This window comes from Halorubrum sp. Atlit-28R, assembly GCF_003665955.1.
GTDB classification, from domain to species: Archaea; Halobacteriota; Halobacteria; order Halobacteriales; family Haloferacaceae; genus Halorubrum; species Halorubrum tropicale.
Genome location: NZ_QPLS01000001.1, coordinates 231998 through 256897, shown reverse-complemented (window position 1 = coordinate 256897; position 24900 = coordinate 231998). Strand labels below are relative to the sequence as shown.

The window sequence follows — 24900 nt, the reverse complement described above, 5'->3', positions numbered from 1 at the left end:
TTTTGGTGGCTGACCGCCTTGGTCGTGACATGAACGCGATAGCCGTCTACGAGGGAGCCGACGAACCGGTCGTGACAGAGAAGCCGCGACCGGAGCCCGCGCCCGGTGAGGCGCTCGTCCGGACCCTGCGGGTCGGCGTCGACGGGACGGACCACGAGGTCATCGCCGGCGGGCACGGCGGGGCGCCCGCGGGCGAGGACCACCTCGTGCTGGGGCACGAGGCCGTCGGCGTGGTCGAGGACCCCAACGACACGCCGTTCGAGGTCGGAGATGTCGTCGTTCCGACGGTCCGCCGGCCGCCGAACGGCGCCAACGAGTACTTCGCGCGCGGCGAGCCGGACATGGCGCCGGAGGGTGAGTACCACGAGCGCGGCATCGTCGGCGCGCACGGGTTCATGGCCGAGTACTTCACCAGCCCCGCGGAGTTCTTAGTCGAGATCCCGCCCGCGCTCGCCGAGTGGGGGTTCCTCGTCGAGCCGGTCTCGATCGCGGAGAAGGCGATCGACCACGCGTACGCCAGCCGGTCGGCGTTCCGCTGGGAGCCCGAGTCCGCGCTCGTCCTCGGCAACGGGTCGCTCGGCCTCCTGACCGTCGCGACCCTCGACGAGGAGTTCGAGCGGATCTACTGTCTCGGGCGGCGCGAGCGCCCGGACCCGACGATCGATATCATCGAGTCGCTGGGGGCGACGTATGTGAACTCCAACGAGACGCCGATCCCCGAGGTGCCCGGCGCGTACGAGCCCATGGACCTCGTCTTCGAGGCGACGGGGTACGCCCCGCACGCGTTCGAGACCATCGAGGCGCTCGCGCCCAACGGCGTCGGCGCGCTGCTCGGCGTCCCTGGCGACTGGGAGTTCGAGATCGACGGCGGGCGGCTCCACCGCGAGTTCGTCCTCCACAACAAGGCGCTCGTCGGCAGCGTCAACTCCGGATACGGTCACTTCGAGTCCGCCGTCGAGTCGCTCTCGGACCTCTCGGACGAGTTCTTGGGCGATCTCGTGACCGGCGTCCACGGGCTCGACGACTTCGAGGCCGCGTTCGCGGATGACGACACGACTATTAAAACGGCGGTCGAATTCGCCGTGTATGAAGAACGTTGACGACCTGATAGACAGCGCGGCCGAGCTCGCGGAGCGGGGGCTCTCGAAGGGCGAGATCGCTGACGAGCTGAACGTCTCCCGCGAGACGGCGAGCTGGCTCGTCGAGCGCGGCGGCGGCGCCGAGAGCGCGGAAGCGGCCGACGCGACCGCCTCCGCCGACATCCACGTCGACTGGTCGGCGCTCGGGCGCGACTCGACCCGCCTCGGCTACGCGGCGAGCGCGATGGCGGACCTCCTCGTCAAGCAGGGCGAGGCGGTCGACCTGACGGTCGGCATCGAGAAGGCGGGCGCGCCGCTCGCCACCGCGGTCGCGGACCGGCTCGACACCGACCTCGGCACGTACGCCCCCGCGAAACACCAGTGGGAGGAGGGGGACATCGACGAGCACGGCGGCGGCTTCTCGCGGAACTTCGCCGCGATCCGGAACCGCGACTGCTACGTCGTCGACGACATCATCACCTCGGGGACGACGATGCGGGAGTCGATCGACGCGATCCGCGAGCAGGGCGGCGAGCCCGTCGCGTGCGTCGTCTTGGTCGACAAGATGGGGTACGACGAGATAGACGGCGTCCCCGTGTACTCGCTCGTCGACGTGGTCCGCGTCGACCGCGACGAGTAGGCGCGCCGCCCGCGGCCCGCGCGCGGACGCCCCGTGCGGAACCCATTTGCCTCGCCGACGCGTACGAGATGTCATGACCTTCAGCCCCGGAACGGACGCCGACCCGGAAGCGATCGAGGAGCGCGTCGAGGCGACCATCGCCGACAACGACGTTGTGCTTTTCATGAAGGGGAACCGCCTGATGCCGCAGTGCGGCTACTCGCAGCGCGCCGTCGAACTGATCTCCCAGCACGTCGAGGAGTTCGAGACCGTCGACGTGCTGCCCGCGCTGCCGCAGTACCGCGAGGCGCTCGAGTCCCACAGCGGCTGGGAGACGATCCCGCAGACGTTCGTCGACGGCGAGTTCGTCGGCGGGAGCGACGTGCTCGCCGAGCTGGACGAGCGCGGCGAGCTCGCCGCGGAGCTGGGCGCCGAGTGAGCCGGGTTCCGCGTAACATTCGACTCGGTCCCGCGGCGATACCGGTGGGCCCGTCGCGGTGACCCCGTCCGATCGCCGCGCCGATCCGCACATCTCGAAGGGCAGTCCATATAAACCTACGGTGCCTACATAGGGCAGGTGCAGCCGTTGCCGCTGCCGCCGTGACCACCGGTTCGACCCCACTGCATCCCACAAACAATGACAGGCCGCGTGTTCCGACTTCATTCGACGCTCGAACTGCCCCTCGAAGACGTAGAGACGTACTTCGACGAAGACCCCGATCTGCCGGAGGAGATCGACGACATCGACATCACGCGTCGAAACAACACACTCATCATCAAGGCCCTGTCCGACGACGAGTCGATCAGCAAGTACACCCCCACGGCGCAGCTGAAGGCGTCGGTCACGGAGACCCGCGTCTGGGAGGAGGAGCCGCCCCGCGCCGGCGGCCCGCAGTGGATGGACGACGAGGAAGAGGAGATCCCCTCCGAGCTCGTCGAGTTCGCCTGCTTCAAGGGCGACCGCGAGACCGTCCTCCAGAACTCCGCGCTCCAGTACCCGATGTTCCTCGTGCTCCGCAAGATCGCGACCCTCTCAGAGAAGGGAACGCTGACCGCGATCACCGAAGAGGACGACGACCTGGAGGCGACGCGGATCGTCGAGGGCGAGCCGCGCCCCGCCAGCATTGAGGTCGTCGAGAGCCCGCAGGGCACCGGCGAGGGGGACGGCGGCGTCAACTGGCGCGACAACGAGTTCATCTCGGACTGACGGCGCGTCAGACCCGCGAGACGCGGCCTCGCGGCGGCGCGTCCCAGCGCGGACCGACCGCCGACCCTTTATCCGCGCGACTCCCTCCCGGAGTCATGAGCAACTGGGTGAGCCTCTTCTCCGGCGGGAAGGACTCCTCGTGGGCGCTGTACCGCGCGCTGGAGGAGGGACTCGACGTCTCGCGGCTGCTGACCGTCCACCCCGCCGGCGACTCGTACATGTACCACACGCCGGCGACGGAGCTCGCGGCGCTCGCGGCCGAGAGCGTCGGGATCGACCTCGTCGAGGTGTCGCCCGACGACTTCGGCGCGGACGACGTCGACGACGCGGGCGCGCAAGGCGACGCCGAGCTGGAGCCGATGGAGGCGGCGCTCCGCGAGCTCGCGGCCGACGACGACATCGACCTCGCGGGCGTCACCGCGGGCGCGGTCGAGAGCGAGTTCCAGACGAACCGGATCCAGGCGATGTGCGACCGGCTCGGAATCGAGCTGTTCGCGCCGCTGTGGCAGCGGGACCCGATCGAGCTCGCGGAGGCGATGTTCGACGCCGGCTTCGAGATCCGGATCGTCCAGGTGGCGGCGTACGGGCTCGACGAGTCGTGGCTCGGGCGGCGCTTCGACGCCGACGCGCTCGACGACCTGCTCGCGCTCCGCGAGGAGTACGGGGTCCACCCGCTGGGCGAGGGCGGCGAGTTCGAGACGTACGTCGTCGACGGGCCGCACATGGACCGCCGCATCGACCTCACCTACGACGCGGTGTGGGAGGGCGATCGGGGGCACATCGAGATCCGGGACGCGCGGCTGGAGTGAGAGCGGGGAGCGGCGACCGCTACGGCCAGCTACCGGCTTGGTCGTACGCGTCCACGATCCGACCGATGCCGACGACGTACGCCGCGGTCCGGAGGGTGTCGACCTCGTTCGACTCGTAGGTGTCGACCAGAGTGTCGAACGCGTCCGTGATCACCCGTTCGAGCTCGTCGTTAACGCGCTCCTCGGTCCAGCTGAACCGCTGGCGGTTCTGGACCCACTCGAAGTAAGAGACGGTGACGCCGCCCGCGTTCGCGAGGATGTCGGGGACGACGTGGACATCGCGCCCGGCGAGCACGTCGTCGGCCCTGGGCGTGAGCGGCCCGTTCGCCGCCTCGACGATCAGGTCGGCGGCGACGTCCGTCGCGAGGTCCTCGTCGACCGCGTTCTCCAGCGCGGCCGGGACGAGGCAGTCGACGTCGAGCGTGAGCAGCTCGTCGTTCGTGAGCGCGTCGGTACCCGGGTAGCCGGTGACCGACCCGGTCTCGGACTTGTGCGCCTTCACGTCGCGGGGGTCGAACCCGTCGGGATCCGAGACCGCGCCCGAGGAGTCGGAGACCGCGACCACGCTCGCGCCGAGGTCGTCGATCAGCGCGGCGGCGACGGAGCCGGCGTTGCCGTACCCCTGAACGGCGACGGTCGCGCCGTCGAGGTCCCGACCGAGCCAGTCGAACGCCTCGCGGACCGACAGCGCGACGGAGCGGCCGGTCGCCTCGACGCGGCCCTCGCTGCCGCCGGAGTCGAGCGCCTTCCCGGTGATGACGCCGGGCGCGGTGGTGTTCTCTAAGGTCTCGTAGGTGTCTTTGATCCAGTTCATCTCCCGCTGGCCGGTGTTGACGTCCGGCGCCGGGATGTCGCGGTCCTCGCCGATCAGGAGACGCAGCTCGGTCGCGAACGCCCGGGTGATGCGCTCTAACTCCCCTTCGGAGTAGTCGGCCGGATCGATGGCGATCCCGCCCTTCCCGCCGCCGTAGGGCACGTCGACGACCGCGCACTTGTACGCCATCCAGCCGGACAGCGCCTTCACCTCGTCGCGGGTGACGCCCGGGTGATAGCGGATGCCGCCCTTGTACGGGCCGCGGTCGCCGTTGAACTGCGAGCGGTAGGCGCGCACCGTCTCCAGCGAGCCGTCGTCGCGCTCGAACGTGAGGTTCGTCTCCAGCACTCGCTCCGGATTCTTCAGGCGCTCGATGACGCCCGGGGCGGCGTCGACGACCGCCGCGGCGTCGTCCACCTGCTCTCGCAGACTCTCGAACGGGTTCGCCTCAGAAGACATACCTGTACGTGCTGATGGACGGGGGTTAATTGTGACGGACGGCCCGGAAAATCCCCGCAGCGGGCGGACGCTACCGGTCGGCGTCGGGCGCGCGGTCCAGGATCCGCTCCGCCTGCGCGATGAGCGGCGCGTCGATCATCTCGCCGTCGACCTGGAAGACGGCCCTCCCCTCCCGCTCCGCCTCGTCGCGCGCGTCGAGGACCCGTTCGGCCCACTCCACGTCCTCGGGGTCCGGGGAGAACGCCTCGGTGATCGGGCCCACCTGCGCGGGATGGATGGCGAGCTTCCCGTCGTAGCCGAGTCGCCGCGCGAACGCCGCGTCCTCGCGGAGCCCCGCCTCGTCGGAGAAGTCCGTGAACACCGTGTCGAGCGCGTCGACGCCCGCCGCGCTCGCGGCGAGGACGACATGTTCCCGGGCGTACAACACCTCGGTCCCCTCGTCGGTCCGGGTCGCGCCCACGTCTGCGGCGAGGTCCTCGGCGCCGAAGACGAGCGCGTCGGTCGCGTTCGCGGCCGCGACCGACTGCGCCGAGAGCACGCCGCCGGCGGTCTCGACGAGCGCGAACACGGCGGGGTCGCGCCCGCGCTCGGCGCACAGCGCGGCGACGCGTTCGACCCGGTCGGCGGCCTCGACCTTCGGGAGCATCACCGCGTCGAGGCGGACGCCGTCCGGTCCGCTCTCCCTCGACTCGCCCTCGCCGGTCCCCAGCACCCCGTCGAGGTCGGCCGCGGGCGACTCGGCGGTCAGCCGGACGCAGACCTCGGCGTCCGGGTCGAACGCGGGGTCCGCGAGCACGTCGCGGACCGCCGCCCTCGCCTCGTCCTTCCGACCGGGAGCGACGGCGTCTTCGAGGTCGAAGCAGATCACGTCGGCGCCGGCCCCGGGCGCCTTCCGCATGAGGTCGGGGCTGTCGCCGGGCGAGAACAGCAGGCTTCGGCGTGGCATGTGCGGAGGTCCGTGGGCGCACGGCTAAAAGCCGCCGGCCGAGCCGAGAGCGGTACCGATTTCACTGCGCCGGCCGAGCGGGCGGCCATGCCCGGACTGTACTACGAGGAGTTCGCGGTCGGCGAGACGATAGACCACGCGAAGCGGCGGACCATCAGCGAGGCGGACAACCAGCGCTTTTGCGACATGACGATGAACCAGCAGCCGCTCCACCTCGACGCCGACTTCGCCGCCGAGACGCAGTTCGGCGAGCGCCTGGTGAACGGCCTGTACACCATGTCGCTCGCGGTCGGCCTCTCCATCCCGGAGACGACCGACGGGACCATCGTCGCGAACCTGTCGTACGACGAGGTGGAACACCCGAACCCCGTCTTCCACGGCGACACGATCCGCGCGCGGTCGACGGTCACCGACAAGCGGGAGACGAGCGACGGCGAGCGCGGCGTCGTCACGATGCGCGTGGAGGCGTTCAAGGTCGTCGACGGGGACGACGACGTCCTCGTCTGCGAGTTCGAGCGGACCGTCCTCTCGGAGAAGCGGCCGGCGGACGACGGGAGAAACGGGGACGACTGACGCGGTCCTTCGGCCTCAGTCGTCCGCCGCGGCCAACAGCAGCCCGAGGTACGAGGTCCGGACCTGCTCGGCCGCGTCGAGGCCGAGCCGGTCGAGCGCCGCGACCGCCGCCTCGCGCGCCGCGTCGACCTCGGCCTCCGTCTCTACTGCCCGCTCGATCTCGACGTACTCGTCGAGGCCCGTCACGGCGTCGAGCGTCACGGTGAAGCCGTCGTACGACCAGAACTCGCGCCGCTTCTCGACGGTCGCCGCCGGCTCGAACCCGACCCCCGAGAGGACCGCGTCGAGGGCCTCGCCGTCGTCGACGCCGGTCTCGTGTTCGGCGCGCGTCTTCGAGGCGTCGTCGAGGAGCGGCCCCTTGTAGGTGACCGTCGCCGTCTCCTCGTCGGTCGCCGCGCCGTCCGAGAGCGGGACCTCGCGGCGGATCCGGAGCGCCTCGTCGGTCTCGGCGAACTCGCGGTGCGGCGCGTCGTAGTAGGTGTCCCGCTGCCGGCGGGCGTCGACGCGCTCGGCGCCGGCCTCCCGGAGGCGCTCCCGCGTCGCGTCCAGGTCGGCCGGGACCTTGATCTCGACCTCGTACATGCCCGAGGGTGCGGCCGGGGCGTTCATAAGCGGCGCGGGACTCCGCGGCGGTCCGGGACGGCACCGCCGGCCGTTGGGGGGGGGGCGCGTCGTCCGCCGAACCGCCGCTGTCTCCCGTTCGCCGGCGGGCTTCGGGCCGAACCGTGCTTCTTAAGGGTGTAACAGGTGACCTTCAGGTATGAGCGATCAGGAGCAAGCGGACGCGGCCGAGGAGGCCGAGGAGACCGAGACCGAGACTGACGCCGACGGACTCGAAGACGGCGACTTCGTCCGCGTCGCGTACACGATCCGCACGGCCGACGACGACCGCGTCATCGACACGACCGACAAGGAGACGGCCGAGGACGCCGAGATCGACGTCGACGAGTACGAGTTCGAGCCCCGCATCATCGCGCTCGGCGCCGGCCACGTGTTCCCCTCCGTCGAGGAGGCGTTCATCGGCGGCACCGTCGGCGACGAAGGCACGGTCGACGTCCCCGCCGAGGACGCCTTCGGCGAGTACGACCCCAACGAGGTCGAGACGGTCAAGGCCGACAAGATCCCGGAGGACAGCCGCTACCCCGGCGCGCAGGTCCAGATCGACAACCAGCAGGGCCACCTCGAGACGATCATCGGCGGCCGCGCCCGCGTCGACTTCAACCACCCGCTGGCCGGCGAGGACCTCGAGTACGAGTACGAGATCATCGAAGTTATCGACGACCGCGAGGAGCAGGCGTCCGGCATGCTCGGCATGTACCTCCAGGAGGCGCCCGAGGTCCGCATCGAGACGGAGACCGAGGAGGAGGAGACCGTCACCGAGGACGACGACGGCGAGGAGACCGTCGAGACCGAGGAGGTCGAGAAGGACGTCCTCTACGTCACGGCGACGCAGGCGATGCAGATGAACCAGCAGTGGATGTTCCAGAAACAGCAGATCGCGCAGGACCTCATGGACCGCCTCGACCTCGACCGCGTGGTCATCGAGGAGGTCATCGAGGGCGGCGGCATGGGCGGTCTCGGCGGCATGATGGGCGGCATGGGCGGCGCCGGCGCCGGCGACGTCGACATCGAGGAGGCGCTCGAGGACGTCGACGTCGACGCCGACGAGATCGTCGACGAGATCGACGAGGAGTAACGCGCTTCTGCCGGCCTCGGTTCGGCCGTTTTTTCTCTCGCCGAGCCGCGGCTCCGGCGCGCACGAGTCGCACGACCCGGCGGAGAGCGGGCGTCCGGCGAACGGATCCCTTTTGGCCGCCGCCGCGTCCACACCGAGTATGGAGATCGAACGGGCGCGCGAGGACGCGGTCGTCGCCGGGGTCGCGGGCGCGGCGACGGTCGCGGTCGCGCTGCTGTCGAGTTTCACCGGCGTCGTCTCCGTGGCGACGCTGCCGACGCTGGCGCCGCTCGCCGTCTACGCGCTGTACCTCTTCTCGCGGAAGGGCGGGCCGTACGGCGCGTTCGACACCGCGCGGAACTGGGCGGTCGCGGCGGCCCTCGCGGGCGTCCTCGTGGTCCTCGCGTCCGCGGCGCCGTAATCCGCGTCGGGGCGGCCGAGCGCGTCAGGCGATGTCGCGGCTCGTGTCGACCGCGACCGTGTCCGTGAGCTTCAGCTTCAGCGGCTCTTCGAGGGCCGCGCCGCCCCGGAACTTGGGGACGACGAGGCGGTTCGCGATCTCGGTCCCGGCGACGGTCGTGCGCAGGTCGAACACCACGTCCGCGACCTGCTCCGTGACCCGCCGCGTCCGCGGGTCCTCGCCGCCGCGGAGCGCGTGGAGCAGCGCGACACCGCCGGCGTCGTCGACCCGGGACCGCAGGTCGCCGAGGAACTCGGCGTACGCCGCCGGCGCCGCGCCGTCCTCCAGCGGCTCCACGGAGTCGACGATCAGCGTGCCGGCCTCGGGGAGGTCGCCGGTCAGCGCCGCGGCCTCGTCGAGGTCGCCGGCCTCCGTCGGGGCCTCGACGGTCGTCTCCTCGTCGCCGTCGCCGCTCAGCGACGCCTCCACCGCGTCGGCGGAGCGGACGGTGGTCAGGTAGCGGCACCGGCGGACCCTGGCGAACCGGTCCAGGATGAGCTCGGACTGGCTGTCCGGGTTCGCCTTCAACACGACGACGCTACCGCTCGGGAGCCCCCCGCCGAACTGTCGGTCCAGCACCGAGATCCCAGTCGGAAGCGTCTCCATACGATCGCTGCCGCCCGTGGAGGCTTGGGTCTGTCGATGGCGGCCCTCTCGGCCGGTCGCGACCCCGTCGTCCGCCGTTCCGGCGTCGCCGGTGGGCGCGATCCTCACGCGACCTGCCATCCGCTCGCCGCCGCGGTCTCGCAGAGCCGCGAGGCGAGGTCGTCGTACGCGCTCCGGACGGCCGGGTCGGACAGCAGGGCGCCGCCGCCGTCCGGGACCGTCCCGAGGACGGGACAGCCGAGCAGGCTCGCCACTCGGTCGGGCACGCTCGCCTCCCCGATCACGACCGCGCCGACCGCCGGGCAGCCGAGCCGCCGGGCGATCGCCGCCGTCTTCGCGGCGTCGCGGAGCGCGGCGCGCCTGAGCGGCGTCGCGATCAGCGCGCGGTCCGCCGCCCGCAGGGGCGCGGCCACGTCCGGCGACGCGCCCGCGGGACTGTCGAGCAGTACCGGCGCCCCGTCGGGCGTCGCCCCCGCGAGGGCGTCGAACGTCGCGCCGGCGTCGACCGACCGCGGCGCGTCCGGCGCCGCGAGGACCGTCGGGCCCGAGCGGTCCGGACGGAGCGGAGCCGCGTCGCGGACCGCGCCGAGAACGGTCCGTGCCCCCGTCCCGTCGACGTGGCCGCCGGCGTCGGCCGCCGGCGACTCCGTGCCGGTCTCCGCGGCCAACCGCGCGAGGTTCGGCAGGTCCCAGTCGGCGTCGGCCGCGACCACCGGCGCGCCGCGCCGCGAGAGCGCGCGGGCGAGCCCAAGGGTAGTTGTCGTCTTTCCGCTTCCGCCCTTCCCGCCGGCGACGGCTATCACGGCGATTGTGGGTCGGGATCCGGGATAAGGAGTCGGTCGGCGACGCGCCGCGGTGCGGTGAGTTCTCCGCCGCAGTCGCCGACGGGATCGATCCGCGTGTCAGTCCTGACAGCAGCCGCCGGCCTCGCCGCCGAAGTCGACCGCGAGCGGTTCCGAGATGGCCTCGTTGACCGCTTCCAGCGTGTCCTCCAGGTCGTCCTGCGCGTCGAGGTACTCGCTCATCACCGGCATCGAGTGGAGCTCGTCTTGCGCCTCCTGGACGCGCTGGAGCTCGGCGTTCGTCGCCTGCCCGGTCTGCCGGGCCTGCATGAACTCCGCGCGGAGCTGCTCGAACTCGTCGATTCGCTGCTGGACCTCCTCGTCGCGCTGGACCGCGGCTCTCGCCTCTTCGAAGCGCTCGTACTCCGGGGTTTCGGCGATCCGCTCGCCGAGCTCTCGGCCGAGGTCCTCGATGGAGACCTGTTCGACGCTCATACCGGAACGTCGTGGGCGAGCGGTTTGAACCTGCCGGAGCCGGGGCTCCGAGTCGGTTTCCCGCGTGCCCTACGCCGTCTGCGACCCGACGAACTCGACGACCGCTTCGAGCTCCTGCGGGCCGATGCCGTGCCCGCCCGGGAAGCTCCCGTGAGCGACGTCGGCGCCGACGGCTTCGAGCCGGTCGACCGCCGCCTGCGTCCGCGACTCGGGGATCACGCGGTCGCCGGCGCCCGCGCCGACGAAGACCGGCTTGCCGTCGATCCCCGCCGGATCGAGGTCGGCGTGCGACTCCGCGAGGTAGCCGTGGAGCGCGACGACCCAGGCGTAGCGGTCGGGCGCTTCGAGGAGGAGCGAGAGGCTCGTGATCGCGCCTTGGCTGAACCCGACCAGGCCGATCCGGTCGGCGTCGAGCCCGTACGCGTCCACGGCGCCCTCGACGCTCTCGACGATCAGATCGAGGCTCCGGCGGAAGTCCTCTGCGTCCGGCTGGCTCGACTCCAGGCCGCCCGCCGAGAGGTCGAGCTCGTACCACGTGTACCCGCCCTGGAGCGGGTCGGGCGCGCGGAGGCTGACGACGTGGCGGTCGCCCGGCAGCTCGGCGGCGACGGGGAGCAAGTCCTCCTCGTCGGCGCCGCGGCCGTGGAGGACGAAGACGGCGGGCGCGGGCTCGCCGTCGGCCTCGTCGTCCGGCGCGACGTGAACGTGTTCGAGCGGAACGTCGGTCATCGGTGCGTGGTTGGTGAGGGCGGCGGTTAGGTCCGTCGGCCGCGGCAGCGCGGCCCCCTCGGGCGCCACAGGATACTTGCCGGCTCCCGGAGTAGCTCCGGTCGCATGCGTCCCCGCGCCCTCCCACTGCTGGTCGCACTGCTCCTGTGCGCGACCGCGGCGGTCGCCGTCCCGGCCGTCGACGCCCGCGCCCCGCCGACGCCGGTGTGCGGCGTCTGCGACCTCGACCGGACCGCGCCGAGCGGCGAGCGCGTGGTCGCCGGCGAGAGCGAACTGACCGTCACGATTCACGCGAACGGCTCGACCACCTGGCGGGCTCGCGCCGACCTCGCGGCCGGCGCGGACGCGCTCGCGGCGAACGACAGCCTCCGTCGCGCGGTCGCGGCCGAGGCGGCCCGTGACGGCGTCGCGGAGCCGAGGGACCTCAGCGCCCGGCTCGACGGCAAGACGCTCGTCGTCGACTACCGCGACCCGAACGCGACGGAGCGACACCTCGGCGTCACGGTCTTCACCCCCTTGACGCCCGCCTCGCCCTCGACTCCGTTCGTCGTGGGCGGCGAGGGCGCGCGGTACCTCGCCGCCGACCGCCTCACCGTCCGCGGCGAGCCCGGGTGGACGGTCCGCGGCGACGCGCCCGAGCGCGAGTCCGACACCGAGTTAGTCTGGTCCCCTCGGGACGCCGCACGCGACGACGCCGGGCGCGCGCCGTTCGATGTCGACCGGGATCCGGTCGCGGTCAAGGCGGGCGCGGTCCTCCCCGGCCCGAGGGCGTGGATCGCCCGACTGCTCGCCGGCGACGGCCCCTGAACTCCCGGCGGGGCAGCGACGGTCGCGACCGCCCGGAACGACGCTCGGGGTCGAACGCGCCGTTTAACCGTCCTGCCGCACAATTCGCTCGACATGAGCGGCTCCACGGAGGGCGACCTGACGAAGACGGGGATGGCCCTCAAACACGACCGCGAGTGGGACTACGAACTCGACCGGATCCTCGAGGCCATCGAGGAACGCGACGCCTCGAAGGTCGGGCTACAGTTCCCCGAGGGACTGAAGCGCCGCGGCCCGAAGGTCGCCGACGACCTCCGCGAGGTCGCGCCCGACGACGTGACGTTCATGCTCTCCGGGCAGCCCTGCTACGGCGCCTGCGACCTCGACACGTACCTGATGCGGCGGACGGACGTGTTCGTCCACTTCGGCCACACGCCGATGAAGGAGTCCGACAGCATCGTTTACGTCCCCCTCTTCTCGAACGTCGACCCGTTCCCGATCATGGAGGACGCGCTGGCCGAGGAGCTGGCGCCGCCGGAGGAGGACGCCGACGTGGGGCTCGTCACGACGGCCCAGCACATGAACCGCTTCGAGGAGATGACCGACTGGTTAGAGGAGCGCGGCTACGAGGTCCACACCCGCCGGGGCGACGACCGCCTCACCAAGGAGGGGCAGGTGCTCGGCTGTAACTACGCCTCCGCGGACATCGACGCCGAGCAGGTGCTGTACGTCGGCGGCGGGAAGTTCCACCCGGTCGGGCTCGCGATGGAGCACCCGGACAAGCGCGTGATCATCGCCGACCCCGTCAACAACGCGGTGTCGATCGCCGAGCACGACCAGTTCCTCAAGCAGCGATATGCCGCGGTCCACAAGGCGATGGACGCCGAGAAGTGGGGCGTCATCTTCTGTACGAAGATCGGCCAGGGCCGCTGGGAGAAGGCCCAAGAGATCGTCGACAACAACGAGAACGCCTACCTGATCACCATGGACGAGGTGACGCCGGACCGCCTGCGCAACTTCGACATGGACGCGTTCGTCAACACCGGCTGTCCGCGGATCACGACCGACGACGGCCCGCGCTTCCACAAGCCGATGCTGACGCCCGGCGAGTACGAGGCCGCCATCGGCGAGAAGCCGCTCGACTCGATCGAGTTCGACACGTTCCACAACACCTGGTAGGCCGGCTCGCAAGCGTCTTTCGGCCTTTTTGGCAGCCCGGACTACGCCTCGTCCGGCGGGTTCACGAAGAGCCCGTCGACCACGAGGGCGCCGGCCGCGAGCGAGCCGCCGGCGACGGGGACCGTGTACCCGCGGGCGACGAGCGACGCGGCCGCGTACGCGGCGCAGAACGCGAGCGGGATGGCGAGCAGGAGGAGGTCGGCGCGCTCGATTTCGTCGAGAGCGCTCGACTCGGCCGACCGGTGCCGCCCGCTCATTCCATGTACCCCAGCTCGCGGAGCTTTTGCGCGATCTGTTTCGCCTCCGCCTCGGAGACGCCCTCGTCGGACTCCATCTCCTGGACGACGACGTGTTTCACGAACTCCTTGACCGAGCCGAACGGCTCGTCCTCGATGTACGCCTCCACGTCCGCGACGAACTCCTTCCGCAGCGAGATCGTGGTGTAGTCGCTCATTGCCGGATCCGTTTCGCCGCGGCCTGATAAATCTTAATTACATCTAATTACGAGAGTACGTGCCCGGAGTCGACTCCGCAGCCACGTTCGGTGACGGCTGAGACGGGTCCGACGTCGCCGAGCGCCGGTGCGCTCGTCGAGGCGTGGCGAACTGCGAGCGGTTCGGTCGGAGCCACCGGCGGTGCCGGAGCTGTACACCGCGGTTCCGCCCCGGACGTCTCTGATAACACACCCGACCGGCGGCCAGGCGTCGACCCTACCCCGTCAGTCCGTCCGCGCGGCCCGCTCGACGTACTCGACCGCCGCCGCGGCCGAGTCGACGGCTTCGACCCCGTCGACCGCGTGCGTGTCGAGCCCGGCCACGGGGCGCCCCTGCGCGAGCGCGAGCCCGATCTCGGAGAGCGTGCCGCCCGCGCCGTCGACCGCGACCGCGGCGTCGCCGTTCATCACGACGAGCGCGTTGCGAGCGTGGCCCATCCCCGTCGCGATCGGGGTCGTGACGTGCCGGTTCGCGTCCGCGCGGTCGTCCGTCGGGAGGATCCCGATCGTCTCGCCGCCGGCCGCGCGGGCCCCGCGGCAGACCGCCTCCATGACGCCGCCCAGCCCGCCGCAGACGACGACGTGGCCGCGCTCCGCGAGCCGTTCGCCGAGGGCCTCCGCGACCGCCGCGGTCTCCGGACCGACCGAGCTCCCGCCGATGACGCTGACGCGCATGCGGGGACCCACGCCCCGCGATCGGGTAAAACCGACCGGAGGACCCGTTCGATCGGCGCAGAGCGACCGCCTCGCGTCGATTCTCGCCGGTGAGACCGCCACTGAAACCCTTATCCCGCCTCACCGTGAATGGATGCTATGACGTACGATACCGTCGTGTTCGACAACGACGGTGTCCTCGTGGGCCGCACGCGCTTCGACGTGCTCCGGGACGCGACCCGGGACGCGTTCGAAGAGTGCGGCGTCGAGGAGCCCGATCCGGACGACGTAGAGCAGATGACCATCGGTGCGACCCCCGGTAGCGTCGGCACTGTCTGTCAGACGTACGACCTCGATCCGGGGTCGTTCTGGCGGACGCGCGACGACGTGGTGTCGCGGGCCCAACAGCAGGAGGCCCGCGAGGGGCGCAAGACCCCGTACGACGACCTCGACGAGCTCCAGGACCTCGACGTCCAGATGGGGATCGTCTCGTCGAACCAGCAGGCGACCGTCGACTTCCTCGTCGACCACTTCGACGGCTTCGACCGCATGGGGGCCGCGTACGGCCGCGAGCCGACGATCCACTCGCTCCAACTCCGCAAGCCGAATCCCCACTACATCGACCAGGCGCTCGGCGACCTCGACGCCGACAACGCCCTGTTCGTCGGCGACAACGAGTCGGACGTGCGCGCCGCCGAGAACGCCGGCATCGACTCGGCGTTCATCCGCCGTCCCCACCGCCGCGACTGGGAGCTGAACGTCTGGCCGACCTGGGAGATAGAGCGGCTCTCCGACCTCCACGACATCGTGGAGTGAGGCCGCCCCGCCCCCGCGCCACCCTCACCCTCGACAGCGACGCGTCGCGGACCGCGCGCGCCGTGCCGCCGATGAAGCGTTTAACTCGGATGGCGCGTAACTCGCCCTCGTGACCGATTCGCCCCCGTGGGCCGACCTCTTCGGCCACCCCGAACCGTACCCCGAACAGGCCGACGGCATCGACGCCGCCGTTGAGGCCGCCGCCGACGGCGGCTTCCTCGCCCTCGAGGGCGCCTGCGGGACGGGGAAGACGATGCTCGCGCTCACCGCGGGCCTCGACCGCGTCCGCGACCCGGACTCCGACTTCGAGCGCGTCTTCGTCCTCACCAGCGTCAAACAGCAGCTGCGCCAGTTCGAGACGGACCTGCGGACGATAAACGACGACCTCCCCGACGGGTACGACCCGGTCTCCGGGCTCACCCTCGTCGGCAAGGCGGACGTCTGCCCGTACGCGAGAGAGAACCGCGGCGGGATCGACCGGGAGAACGTCTACGAGCGCTGCGAGGGGCTCCGCGAGCGAACCCGCAACCTCGTCGGCGACGGCGGCGCGACGACGACCTCGAACCTCGTGAGCGAGGCGCGCAGCCAGCAGGTCGGGCTCGTGGACTCGGGGGCCGACGCCGGCTCGCCCGCCGACGGGACCGCCGCCGACTACCTCTCCGTCGACGGCGAGCCCACCCCGTACCGCCCGGACACCGAGGAGTACGACGACGTCGAGTTCTGTCCGTTCTACGCCGGCTTCCTCGAGGACCTCCCCGACGACGGCGACCCCGCCGAGGCGGTCCCGTTCGACGTCACCGAACTCGGCCACGTCGACGCCGACGAGCTGGTCCGGCTCGCCGCGGGACACGGCTCCTGTCCCCACTCGGTGATGGGCGCGCTCGTCCCGGAGGTCGAGGTCGTGATAGGCAACTACTACCACGCGTTCGACCCCGTGACCACCGGGACGTTCACCGGCGCGCTCCTCGACGACTCCACCTTCGTCGTCTGCGACGAGGCCCACATGCTCGAACCGCGCGTCCGCGACCTCGTCAGCGACGCCGTCGCGGACGCGAGCCTCCGCGACGCCGAGAACGAGCTCACCCGCGTCGTCCAGCCGCTCTCGTTCGAGTCGGCGGGCGCGGAGTCCGAGGACGCGGCGCTCGTCCGAGGGGAACTGGCGGACGCGGACGTGACCGTCGAGGAGATCGAGGCCGTCCGCGAGTTCTACGCCGACCTCCGCGGCGAACTCGACCGCCGCGTGACCGCGCACCTCGACCGCGAGCGCCCGGACTGGCGGGCGTCGATACGCGACCTCGACGACGAGGCGATCCCGCTCCGCGACCCCGAGGAGCCGGGCGAAGACGAGATCACGGCGTGGGCGGACCGCGAGGGGTACGGCGAGCAGGTCTGGGCGCGCGCCGAGCAGGTGGGGGCTGTCGTCAAGCGCGTCCTCGACTCGCTGGAGGAGGAGGACAAGCAGCGCGCGGCCCCGGGCGTCGGCCGCACCCTCAACGCCTGGTACCGCGAGGGCCACACCGACTTCTTCCGGGCTATCGAGCTCGAACGGACGTTCGACGAGACGGAGCCGCCCGACTCGTGGCGCCGGGCGTACAACGCGCGGCTCGCGCTCCACAACTGCCTGCCGAGCGAGCCGATCGGCGACCGCCTCGCGGAGTTCGGCGGCGGCGTCCTCATGAGCGCGACGCTGGAGCCGATGGACCTCTTCCGGGAGGTGACCGGGGTCAACCATCTCGCGGAGCGCGGTCGCCCGGTCGTCGAGCGGACGTACGGCCTCTCGTTCCCCGCGGAGAACCGCGCGAGCCTCGCGGTCGACGCGCCGAAGTTCACCCACCAGAACCGCGGCGCGCCGGGCGAGGAGAACCCGACGCGGCTCGCCCACCTCGACGCGACGGCCGCGGTCGCGCGCCGCGACGGGAACGTCCTCGTGGGCACCCCGAGCTACGCCGAGGCGACGTGGATGGCCGAGTCGCTCTCGGCGCGGCTCGACAAGCCGGTCCTGCTCGACGAGTCCTCCGGCGACCGCGAGACGGAGTCGCTGAAGGACGACTTCTTCGCCGGCGAGGGGAAGGTGCTGGTGACGAGCCTCCGCGGCACGCTCACCGAGGGCGTCGACTACCGCGGCGACCGCCTCGCGGCCGCCGTCGTCTGCGGCGTCCCGATCATCAACACGGCGCGGCCGCAGACGCGAGCGGTCATCACCGCCTACGACCGCCGGTTCGAGTCCGGGTTCGAGACGGCGCTCACGGTCCCCGCCGTCCGGAAGGCCCGGCAAGCTGTCGGTCGCGTCATCCGCGGGCCCGACGAGCGGGGCGTCCGCGTCCTGCTCGACGCGCGCTACGCCCGCGACTCGTGGAACGGCGTCAGGGAGTTCCTCCCGGAACACGAGCGCGAGGAGTATCAGCCCGTCAGCCCGGACATGCTGGAGGTCGCCCTCGACCGGTTCGAGTCGCGTTCCTCGGCGACGCCCGAGTGACGCGGGCGCCCCTCGCCGCGTGGTAGGGACTTGCTATCGGGGTGGTACGCTGCTCGTAACTATGCTCCGGGGGAGAGTATATAGGGTATGTACTCCCCGTTCAAAGCCGAGCGCTACCACGTCGTCTGCCGCGAGTGTCCCCTCGAACGCCTCTGTGACGCCTCGACGGACGCGGAGGCGCTCGGTCGGGACCACGTCGCCGACACCGGCCACCGGGTCGCCGTCGAGCGGATCGCCTGAGCGCCCGCGCTCAGACGACGTTCGAGTCGATGTCGCGCGGGTAGTTGGTGAGCCGCTCCGTTCCCGACTCGGTGATCGCGACCGTGTCCGAGTGCCGGTAGCCGTACTCGTCCGTGTAGAGCCCGGGCTCGATGGTGTAGACGTGTCCGGGCGCCATCACCGCGTCGTCGCCGTCGTACCGCTCGCCCCAGCCGCGGTCGATGTACGGCGGCTCGTGGGCGCCGAGGCCGATGTTGTGGCCGACGTGGTGCTGCGCGAGGTCGGTCACGCCCTGCTCCTCGAAGTACTCCCGGACGACCCGGTCGACCTCGGCGACCGGCACGCCCGGGCCCAACGCGTCGATGGCGAGCGTCTGCGCCTCCAACATCAGCTCGAAGTAGTGCTCCTGCTCGTCGTCGTAGTCGCCGACGAACATCGTCCGCTCCAGCTCGGAGCAGTAGCCGTCGACGTTCGCCGTCGCGCCGGTGACGAGCACGTCCCCCTCGGCGAGCCGCTCGTTCGGCGTGTGGCCGTGCGGGAGCGCGGTCTCCTCGCCGGAGATGTAGCCGGCGTGGACCGGGCCGTCGCCGCGGACGCGGACGGCGTAGTTGTCCCCGAGCGCGTCGAGCATGGCGCGCGAGGCGTCGGTCGACGCCCGCTGCGAGACGGTCGCCGGGTGCGCGCCCGGCTCGGAGTAGTCGGCGAGGTAGCGGTGGCCGAGGTTCGCCCACTTCGCGGACTCGCGGATCAGGTCGACCTCGGCGTCGGACTTCGCCCAGCGCATCCGGTCGACCCACGACTGCGTCTCGACGTCGAGCGACTCGGAGAAGGCGGGGCCCTCGTACCCCATCACGCCCGGCGGCCCGTCCGCGTCCGCGGCGACGGCGTCCGCGCCCAGCCCGTCCAGCATCTCGACGGCGACCGAGACCGGTTCGCCGCCGGGGTAATCGAAGTAGTGATGGACGGCGTCGATCCGCGGGTTGGGCTCGACGCGCTCGACCTCCAGCCGCGGCACGGTGATCTCGACGCGGTCGTCGGTGACCGCGAGGACCACCGGCCGCTCCGTCTGGATGTGGTGGAAGCCGGTGAGGTACTCGATCGCCGTCGCGCCCACCCACGTCGCGGCGTCGGCGTCGGTCGCCGCGAGGCGGTCTCGGACCGCGGCGAGCCGGTCGTCGAAGGCCGACTCGGGGAGTTTCGTGGCCATGCCTCAAGATGTGCGAACGGGCCGATAAACGGTCGGGTAGCGGAACGGCGGCCCCGCGGGGACGCCCCCGGTGCGGCGGCCGAGCCGGCGGTTCAGTCCTCGCGGCGGGCGAACGCGAGGTTGCCGGAGACGTTCTTAATGTAGGCGGTCACGGTCTCGCCCTCCTGCGCGCCGGGGACGAAGATGGTGTACTCCCCGCGCTCGGCGACGCCGTCGCCCTTGCGGCCGGTGCCGACGATCTCGAGCTCGTACGTGTTGCCCGACTCGACGGCGTCCTCCTGCCGCTGGGTGTTGGAGGTGTTCTGCTTCGCCACCGGCCGGAAGGCCCCGCAGGCCTCACAGCGGAGCATCGGCGTCCGGTTCTCGGTCTCCAGTCGCGTGTCCGGGAGGCCGCACTCCGAGCAGGTGACGAACGACTCGATGTACGAGTCGATCGCGGCCTGGAAGTCGCGCTCGCGGAAGTTCCCGCTGTAGCGGGCGCGGCCGTCCTCGTACTGTCCGGCGGTGCCCAGCTCCTGCTGGATCTTCGAGTGGACGTGCTCGGGCTCGCGGCTCAGCGCGTCGGCGATCGCGGAGAGGTTCGTCAGGCGGGTGAACGCCCCGTCCTTCTGCCATTCCGGGTCCGGAACCGACAGCCGCTCGTCGGAGCCGCCCAGATCCGGTACCTCATCCATCGCGCGGTCGAGGCTCGATTCGTAATCCATACGCGTGAAAACGACAGCGCGACGGAAATCGCTTCCGGGTTCGGTGGCCGCGACTCCGAAGGGCGGAGCCAGCAGTAGGATGCCGACAGTCGGCCAGAAGTAACGGGAGGTAGATTTGAACCACGGCCACTCCGTTCCCTGGTTCAAGCCTTCTCCGAGGCTATCTCGTCGACGACGGCGCTCGCGCCTCGCTACGCTCGGCGTTCACGGTCGTCGACAGAAGATAGCGGGAGGTAGATTTGAACTACCGATCTCCGGGTTATGAGCCCGGCGGAATCTCCTGGCTATCCCATCCCGCTACCGTAGCAAAATCGCGTGCGACTGTTAAGGGTTCTGATCCCGCCGCCGGTGTGCGATTCGTCCACGCGTCCACGGCGGTCGCGCGCCCTCGCGCCGGCCGCCGTGATCGATGCCCATCCCCGCTCCTGTCCCGCCCCTGTCCCACGCTTGCCCTGCTTGTTTCACTCATCTCCCGCCCGTCACGCCTCGGTCTCCTCCGCGTCGCCCTCCCGCGCCGCGACGGCCTTCGTGCGGATCCGGAGCGCGAGGACCGCGACGAGCGCCAGGCCGACGGTCACCCCGACGTCGGCGGGGTCGCCCGAGAGCGCCCGCTGCGCGGTGAGCCCCGCCATCAGCGCGAACGCGAACGCCAGCAGCCCGGCGATCGGAATCACGTACCCTTCGCCGAGCGGCGATCCGCCGGTCTCGTCGGTCATCTCCACACGCTGCGCGGCCGACCGTGAAAAGCCTCCCGCGACCGTCGCTCCCTTGCGGCGGCCGCAAATGATTTCACACATCATCGATAGTGATAGACGATGAACAAGCCGCTGTTGACGACGGACTTCCTAGACCGGGCGCGCCGACACTACGCCGACGAGGAAGCGATCCTGGCGGTCGACGGGACGCGGTACACGTACGCGGAGCTCGGCGACCGCGCCGACCGATTCTCCGCCGCGCTTCAGGCTCGCGGCATCGAGAAGGGCGACCGGGTCGCCGTGCTGGACCCGAACACGCACTACCACCTGGAGGCCGCCTACGGCGCGATGCAGGTCGGCGCGATCCACGCGCCGCTGAACTACCGCCTCACGCCGGGCGACTTCTCGTACATGCTCTCGGACGCGGGCGTCGACGCCATCTACGCCGACGCCGAGTACGCCGCGAACGTCGAGGCGATCCGCGACGAGGTGCCGACCGAGACGTTCCTCACGAACGACGCCGACGCGGTCGAGGGCGACTGGGAGTCGTTCGACGCGGCGCTCGACAACGCCGACCCCGACGCCTACGACCGCCCGGAGATGGACGAGGACGACGTGATCACGATCAACTACACCTCGGGGACCACCGGCGACCCGAAGGGCGTCTGTCGCACGCACCGCGCCGAGACGCTCCACGCGTACCTCATCTCGATCCACCAGGAGATCACCGACGACGACGTCTACCTCTGGACGCTGCCGATGTTCCACGTCAACGGCTGGGGCCACATCTACGCGATCACGGGGATGGGCGCCCGGCACGTCTGTACCCGCGGCGTCGACGTCGCGGAGACGTTCGAGCGGATCCGCGAGGAGGACGTGTCGTACTTCTGTGCCGCGCCGACCGTCCTCAACATGCTCGGCGACCACTACGCCGAACACGGCGGCGAGACGACCGGCGACAACGACGTGCGGGTCGCCACCGCGGGCGCGGCGCCGCCGGAGGCGACGATCCGTACCGTCGAGGAGGAGTTCGGGTGGGATCTCAAACACGTGTACGGCGCCACCGAGACGGGCCCGCTCATCACCACCTCCGACGCGAAGCGCCACTTCGACGAGGGCGCCGACGACCGCTTCGCGGTGAAGAAGACCCAGGGGATCGGCTACCTCGGCACGGACGTGCGCGTCGTCGACGAGGACGGCGAGGACGTCGCCGCCGACGGCGAGACGATCGGCGAGATCGTCGTCCGCGGTAACCAGGTGATGGACCGCTACTGGAACAAGCCCGAGGCCACCGAGCAGGCGTTCTCCGAGCGGTTAGAGGGGTACTACCACATGGGCGACCTCGCCGTCGTCGACGAGGACGGGTTCGTCTCGATCCAGGACCGCAAGAAGGACATCATCATCTCCGGCGGGGAGAACATCTCCTCGATCGAGTTGGAGGACACCCTCTTCGAACACGACGTCGTCTCCGACGTGGCCGTCATCCCCGCCCCGGACGAGCGCTGGGGCGAGACCCCGAAGGCGTTCGTCGTCCCGGAGGGCGGCGACCCGAACGACGCGGCCGCGACGCCCGAGGCGCTCAAGGCGTTCGTCCGCGAGCGCGTCGCGGACTACAAGACGCCCGGCGAGGTGGAGTTCGTCGCGGAGCTCCCGACGACCGCGACCGGGAAGATCCAGAAGTACGAGCTGCGCGAGCGCGAGTGGGACGAGGAGGAGCGGATGGTCGGCGAGGGGTAGCGGTCGCTCGCCGCGGTCGGGAGGCGTTCGGCCCGGACTCAGTCCTCGCCTTCGTCGATTTCGTCCGTGTCGCCCGCCTCGGCGTCGTCCGCTCCGCTCGCCTCGGCGTCGTCCGCTCCGCTCGCCTCCTCGCCGCCGGAGTCGCTCAGGCGGTCGGTGTCGATGCTCACGCCCGGCGGCGTGACGACGAGGAAGCCCCGGAAGTGCATCAGCTCCCCGTCCATGTCCTTCACGTCGCGCGCGAAGGGGGCGGCGAGCTCGTTGAGGTCGCCGTCTATCGACAACACCAGGGTGTTCCCGTAGTCGACGCTGCGGACCCATTCCTCCGGGTCGGTCGTGCCGTCCAAGACGCCGAGGACGACGTCGCCCGCCGCCGCGAACGCCTCGTCCATCTTCGCCTCGGCGTCCCGCAGGTCGAGGTCCCAGTCGCTCATACGTGGGGGTCGACAGGCGGCGGCAAAAGCGTTCGGGAGCGGGGCGGCCTCGCCCCACACCGACCGCCGCCCGGTCGCGGAGCGGTTAAGTGCGCGCCGATCCCAGCAGACGATATGAAACGCACGCGGCGGTCCCTGCTCGCGAGCGCGGCGTCGGTCGGCGTCGTCGGCGCGGCGGGGTGTCTCGGCGGCGGGGGGACGACCCTCGACCTCAGCGGCGTGGAACTCGACACCGGCGAGTACGACTGCGACTTGACGGAGCCGTCGGACCCGGACCTCGACTACCGGCCGACCCTCGGAGACACGGACGCCGACGTGGTCGTTCAGGCGTTCGAGGACTTCACCTGCGGGCACTGCGCGAGCTACAAGCTCGACCACTTCCCGGTCATCCGCGACGAGTACATCGACCCCGGCGACATCCGGTACGAGCACTGGGACTTCCCGATCCCGGTCGACGAGACGTGGGCGGTCCCCGTCGCGAGCGCGGCCCGCGGCGTCGGCGCCCGGAACGGTGACGAGGCGTTCTTCGAGTTCGCCACGGCGGCCTACGAGTCGCAGCGGAGCTACAGCGGGGAGACGCTCGGCGCCGCCGCGGAGGCCGCCGGCGCGGACCCCTGTGCGGTGCTGTCCGACGCCCGGTTCGCGGCGTTCGGCCAGGCGTCGGCCGACGACCGGGCGGAGGGCGCGTCGATGGGCGTCGAGGGGACGCCGAGCATCTTCGTGAACGGCAGTCCCGTCGAAGAGGGCTACGGGGCCCAGTCGATCGCCGCCGCGATCGAGTCCGAACTCTGAGGTGCAGCCGACCGGCCGGAGAGCGCCGCGAGCGGCCCGTCTCCGAGTAGATCTTCCCAGAGCGTCGGTCTTTTGCCAGTTCGACCCGTTTTATACGTAAATGAGCGACCCCGACTCCTCCCCCGCGACCGAGGCCGCCGCCGGCGACCGCTCGGTCGACGCGAACGCCGTCGGGGGCGACGCGGACGCCGCCGACCGCCGGCGGCTCGGCGCGGTCGTCCTCGCGGTGCTGATCTCGCAGGTCCTCCTCTACCCGGGCGTGCCCGACCTCGTCGTCGCGCTCGGCGCGCCCGCCGGCATCGACGCCGGGATGTGGTTCCTGGTCGCCGAGTGCGGCGCGTTCGTGTCGTTCGCGGTCGTCTGGGGCGCGCTCTCGGACGCGCTCGGGCGGCGGGTCCCGCTGATCGTCGTCGGGGCGCTCGGCGGCGCGGGGTCGTACGTCGCGCTCGCGTCGCTGCCGGCCCTGGGGCTCGGCTTCGGTGCCGCGCTCCTCGTCCGCGTCGTCGGGGGGGCCCTGACGATCGGGGCGTTCTCGCTGTCTATCACCCTCCTGATGGACTTACGGGGCGGCAACGGGCGCAACATGGGCGCCGCCGGGCTCGCGATCGGCCTCGGCGCGGCGGTCGGCTCGGTCGTCGGCGGTTGGCTCGCCGACCTCGGCGCGCTCTACCCGGTGTACGCCGGCGGGGCCGTGCTGGCCGCGGCGGGGCTGCTGTCGGCGACGGTCGACGACCGGGCCCCGACCGGCCGCGGCAGCGACGCGGGCGCGGCCGGCGACGGCGGGGATACGGCGGGCTTCGCCGACGTGCTCGCGCGCGCTCGCCGGACCCCGGGGCTCCTCGTCCCCCTCGCGTTCGGGTTCGTCGACCGGCTCACGGCCGGGTTCTTCGCGCTCGTCGGCGTGTACTACTTCCAGGACCCGGCGACGTTCGGCCTGTCGGCGACCGGCGCGGGCGCGACGCTCGCGCTCTTTTTCGTGCCGTTCGCCCTGCTACAGTCGCCGTTCGGCGCGCTCTCCGACCGGATCGGGCGGTTCCTACCCGTGGTCGCCGGGTCGCTCGCGTACGGCGTCGTCACCGTCGGCGTCGGCGTCGCTCCGGTTTACCCGGTCGCGGCCGCGCTGATGATCCTCGTCGGCGTCTGCGGGGCGCTGATGGCGCCGGCGACGATGGCGCTCGTCACGGACCTCGTCGAGCCGGAGGTCCGCGGCGCCGCCATGGGCCTGTTCAACGTCTTCGGGTCCCTCGGGTTCCTCGCGGGCTTTTTGATCGGCGGGAGCGCGACCGACGCGTTCGGGTACACCCCCGCGTTCCTGGCCGTCGGCGGCCTCGAACTCCTGATCGCGCTCGCGCTGCTCCCGGCCGTCCGGTCGATCGCGCCCGGCGCCGGAGCCCTCGGGCGCGTCGGCGCGGAGGGGTGAGCGACGACCGAGGGGCCGCGCCCTCGCCGCGGCGAGCCGAGTCCTTTTAACCGACT

General features: G+C 71.3%; 30 protein-coding genes and 1 tRNA gene. 16 read left to right on the top strand and 15 right to left on the bottom strand.

The annotated features are described in order from the left end of the window. Window positions 1-29: 29 nt before the first annotated feature. From DVK06_RS01405 to DVK06_RS01385, 5 genes are all read left to right on the top strand, one after another. Window positions 30-1100: a glucose 1-dehydrogenase gene (locus tag DVK06_RS01405; RefSeq protein WP_121599034.1), complete on the top strand. Its 1071-nt coding sequence runs from the start codon at window positions 30-32 to the stop codon at window positions 1098-1100. Then, a complete protein-coding gene (gene gfcR, locus DVK06_RS01400) occupies window positions 1087-1719 on the top strand; it encodes a transcriptional regulator GfcR (RefSeq protein WP_053772251.1) in 633 nt (210 codons plus the stop codon). The genes DVK06_RS01405 and gfcR overlap by 14 nt, the downstream gene beginning before the upstream one ends. A gap of 73 nt (window positions 1720-1792) precedes the next feature. Continuing rightward, window positions 1793-2137, top strand: a complete 345-nt coding sequence (locus DVK06_RS01395) for a glutaredoxin (protein WP_053772250.1) — start codon at window positions 1793-1795, stop codon at window positions 2135-2137. 198 nt (window positions 2138-2335) lie between these two features. Next, window positions 2336-2905 (top strand): hypothetical protein, encoded by a 570-nt coding sequence (locus DVK06_RS01390; RefSeq protein ID WP_121599033.1) that lies wholly within the window; start codon window positions 2336-2338, stop codon window positions 2903-2905. 95 nt (window positions 2906-3000) lie between these two features. Next, entirely contained in the window at window positions 3001-3714 is a 714-nt protein-coding gene (locus DVK06_RS01385) for a diphthine--ammonia ligase (protein WP_121599032.1), read from the top strand. 19 nt (window positions 3715-3733) lie between these two features. Here the strand turns inward: DVK06_RS01385 and DVK06_RS01380 are convergent, their stop codons facing one another. Both DVK06_RS01380 and DVK06_RS01375 read right to left on the bottom strand, forming a co-directional pair. Then, entirely contained in the window at window positions 3734-4987 is a 1254-nt protein-coding gene (locus DVK06_RS01380) for a Glu/Leu/Phe/Val dehydrogenase (RefSeq protein ID WP_121599031.1), read from the bottom strand. A gap of 70 nt (window positions 4988-5057) precedes the next feature. After that, window positions 5058-5933 (bottom strand): CoA ester lyase, encoded by an 876-nt coding sequence (locus DVK06_RS01375; protein WP_121599030.1) that lies wholly within the window; start codon window positions 5931-5933, stop codon window positions 5058-5060. 87 nt (window positions 5934-6020) lie between these two features. Here DVK06_RS01375 and DVK06_RS01370 point away from each other — a divergent pair, with 87 nt between their 5' ends. Next, window positions 6021-6506, top strand: coding sequence for a MaoC family dehydratase (locus tag DVK06_RS01370; RefSeq protein ID WP_121599029.1), 486 nt, complete (start codon window positions 6021-6023; stop codon window positions 6504-6506). 15 nt (window positions 6507-6521) lie between these two features. Here the strand turns inward: DVK06_RS01370 and cyaB are convergent, their stop codons facing one another. Further along, on the bottom strand, window positions 6522-7088 hold the full coding sequence (gene cyaB, locus DVK06_RS01365; RefSeq protein ID WP_053772244.1) for a class IV adenylate cyclase: 567 nt from the start codon (window positions 7086-7088) through the stop codon (window positions 6522-6524). Between the two features lie 178 nt (window positions 7089-7266). Between cyaB and DVK06_RS01360 the strand changes: the two genes are divergently transcribed. Together DVK06_RS01360 and DVK06_RS01355 are read left to right on the top strand one after the other, a co-directional pair. Further along, entirely contained in the window at window positions 7267-8202 is a 936-nt protein-coding gene (locus DVK06_RS01360) for a peptidylprolyl isomerase (protein WP_121599028.1), read from the top strand. 139 nt (window positions 8203-8341) lie between these two features. Next, the gene (locus DVK06_RS01355; RefSeq protein ID WP_053772242.1) at window positions 8342-8602 is read left to right on the top strand and encodes a hypothetical protein; all 261 of its coding nucleotides are present in this window, start codon (window positions 8342-8344) and stop codon (window positions 8600-8602) included. Window positions 8603-8626: 24 nt separating this feature from the next. On the opposite strand, the gene DVK06_RS01350 is transcribed toward DVK06_RS01355, so the two are convergent. From DVK06_RS01350 to DVK06_RS01335, 4 genes are all read right to left on the bottom strand, one after another. After that, window positions 8627-9247: a transcriptional regulator gene (locus DVK06_RS01350; RefSeq protein WP_053772241.1), complete on the bottom strand. Its 621-nt coding sequence runs from the start codon at window positions 9245-9247 to the stop codon at window positions 8627-8629. A gap of 104 nt (window positions 9248-9351) precedes the next feature. Beyond that, the gene (locus DVK06_RS01345) at window positions 9352-10050 is read right to left on the bottom strand and encodes a P-loop NTPase (protein ID WP_121599027.1); all 699 of its coding nucleotides are present in this window, start codon (window positions 10048-10050) and stop codon (window positions 9352-9354) included. 99 nt (window positions 10051-10149) lie between these two features. After that, window positions 10150-10524, bottom strand: a complete 375-nt coding sequence (locus tag DVK06_RS01340; protein ID WP_053772239.1) for a YlbF family regulator — start codon at window positions 10522-10524, stop codon at window positions 10150-10152. Between the two features lie 69 nt (window positions 10525-10593). Beyond that, window positions 10594-11253, bottom strand: coding sequence for an alpha/beta hydrolase (locus DVK06_RS01335; RefSeq protein WP_121599026.1), 660 nt, complete (start codon window positions 11251-11253; stop codon window positions 10594-10596). Between the two features lie 105 nt (window positions 11254-11358). Between DVK06_RS01335 and DVK06_RS01330 the strand changes: the two genes are divergently transcribed. Together DVK06_RS01330 and dph2 are read left to right on the top strand one after the other, a co-directional pair. Next, a complete protein-coding gene (locus tag DVK06_RS01330) occupies window positions 11359-12060 on the top strand; it encodes a hypothetical protein (protein ID WP_121599025.1) in 702 nt (233 codons plus the stop codon). A 93-nt stretch (window positions 12061-12153) separates the two neighbouring features. Next, window positions 12154-13197, top strand: a complete 1044-nt coding sequence (gene dph2 / locus DVK06_RS01325; protein WP_121599024.1) for a diphthamide biosynthesis enzyme Dph2 — start codon at window positions 12154-12156, stop codon at window positions 13195-13197. Between the two features lie 41 nt (window positions 13198-13238). On the opposite strand, the gene DVK06_RS01320 is transcribed toward dph2, so the two are convergent. The 3 genes from DVK06_RS01320 to DVK06_RS01310 form a co-directional block, all read right to left on the bottom strand. Continuing rightward, window positions 13239-13454 carry a hypothetical protein gene (locus DVK06_RS01320; RefSeq protein WP_121599023.1) on the bottom strand — a complete coding sequence of 72 codons (216 nt, stop codon included), beginning with the start codon at window positions 13452-13454 and terminating at the stop codon, window positions 13239-13241. Then, a complete protein-coding gene (locus DVK06_RS01315; protein WP_053772234.1) occupies window positions 13451-13651 on the bottom strand; it encodes a hypothetical protein in 201 nt (66 codons plus the stop codon). The genes DVK06_RS01320 and DVK06_RS01315 overlap by 4 nt, the downstream gene beginning before the upstream one ends. A 264-nt stretch (window positions 13652-13915) precedes the next feature. Continuing rightward, window positions 13916-14365 (bottom strand): TIGR00725 family protein, encoded by a 450-nt coding sequence (locus DVK06_RS01310; protein WP_121599022.1) that lies wholly within the window; start codon window positions 14363-14365, stop codon window positions 13916-13918. Window positions 14366-14503: 138 nt separating this feature from the next. Here DVK06_RS01310 and DVK06_RS01305 point away from each other — a divergent pair, with 138 nt between their 5' ends. The 3 genes from DVK06_RS01305 (at window position 14504) to DVK06_RS18855 (ending at window position 17876) form a co-directional block, all read left to right on the top strand. Then, complete coding sequence (locus DVK06_RS01305; protein ID WP_053772232.1) at window positions 14504-15160, top strand: HAD family hydrolase; 657 nt, start codon at window positions 14504-14506, stop codon at window positions 15158-15160. Between the two features lie 109 nt (window positions 15161-15269). Continuing rightward, window positions 15270-17636 carry an ATP-dependent DNA helicase gene (locus DVK06_RS01300; RefSeq protein WP_121599021.1) on the top strand — a complete coding sequence of 789 codons (2367 nt, stop codon included), beginning with the start codon at window positions 15270-15272 and terminating at the stop codon, window positions 17634-17636. Between the two features lie 87 nt (window positions 17637-17723). Beyond that, window positions 17724-17876, top strand: a complete 153-nt coding sequence (locus DVK06_RS18855; RefSeq protein WP_199718548.1) for a hypothetical protein — start codon at window positions 17724-17726, stop codon at window positions 17874-17876. Window positions 17877-17886: 10 nt separating this feature from the next. On the opposite strand, the gene DVK06_RS01295 is transcribed toward DVK06_RS18855, so the two are convergent. The 4 genes from DVK06_RS01295 to DVK06_RS01280 form a co-directional block, all read right to left on the bottom strand. After that, a complete protein-coding gene (locus tag DVK06_RS01295) occupies window positions 17887-19062 on the bottom strand; it encodes a Xaa-Pro peptidase family protein (protein WP_121599020.1) in 1176 nt (391 codons plus the stop codon). Between the two features lie 92 nt (window positions 19063-19154). Then, window positions 19155-19766: a translation initiation factor IF-2 subunit beta gene (locus DVK06_RS01290; RefSeq protein ID WP_053772229.1), complete on the bottom strand. Its 612-nt coding sequence runs from the start codon at window positions 19764-19766 to the stop codon at window positions 19155-19157. A 224-nt stretch (window positions 19767-19990) separates the two neighbouring features. Continuing rightward, window positions 19991-20065 (bottom strand) — tRNA-Met (locus DVK06_RS01285). 180 nt (window positions 20066-20245) lie between these two features. After that, on the bottom strand, window positions 20246-20482 hold the full coding sequence (locus DVK06_RS01280) for a hypothetical protein (RefSeq protein ID WP_053772228.1): 237 nt from the start codon (window positions 20480-20482) through the stop codon (window positions 20246-20248). A gap of 99 nt (window positions 20483-20581) precedes the next feature. On the opposite strand from DVK06_RS01280, the gene DVK06_RS01275 reads away from it, so the two are divergent. Then, window positions 20582-22198 carry a long-chain-fatty-acid--CoA ligase gene (locus DVK06_RS01275; RefSeq protein WP_121599019.1) on the top strand — a complete coding sequence of 539 codons (1617 nt, stop codon included), beginning with the start codon at window positions 20582-20584 and terminating at the stop codon, window positions 22196-22198. 38 nt (window positions 22199-22236) lie between these two features. On the opposite strand, the gene DVK06_RS01270 is transcribed toward DVK06_RS01275, so the two are convergent. Beyond that, a complete protein-coding gene (locus DVK06_RS01270; protein ID WP_053772226.1) occupies window positions 22237-22632 on the bottom strand; it encodes a DUF5779 family protein in 396 nt (131 codons plus the stop codon). 114 nt (window positions 22633-22746) lie between these two features. Between DVK06_RS01270 and DVK06_RS01265 the strand changes: the two genes are divergently transcribed. Further along, a complete protein-coding gene (locus DVK06_RS01265) occupies window positions 22747-23424 on the top strand; it encodes a thioredoxin domain-containing protein (protein ID WP_121599018.1) in 678 nt (225 codons plus the stop codon). 100 nt (window positions 23425-23524) lie between these two features. Beyond that, window positions 23525-24844, top strand: coding sequence for an MFS transporter (locus DVK06_RS01260; RefSeq protein ID WP_121599017.1), 1320 nt, complete (start codon window positions 23525-23527; stop codon window positions 24842-24844). Window positions 24845-24900 lie beyond the last annotated feature (56 nt).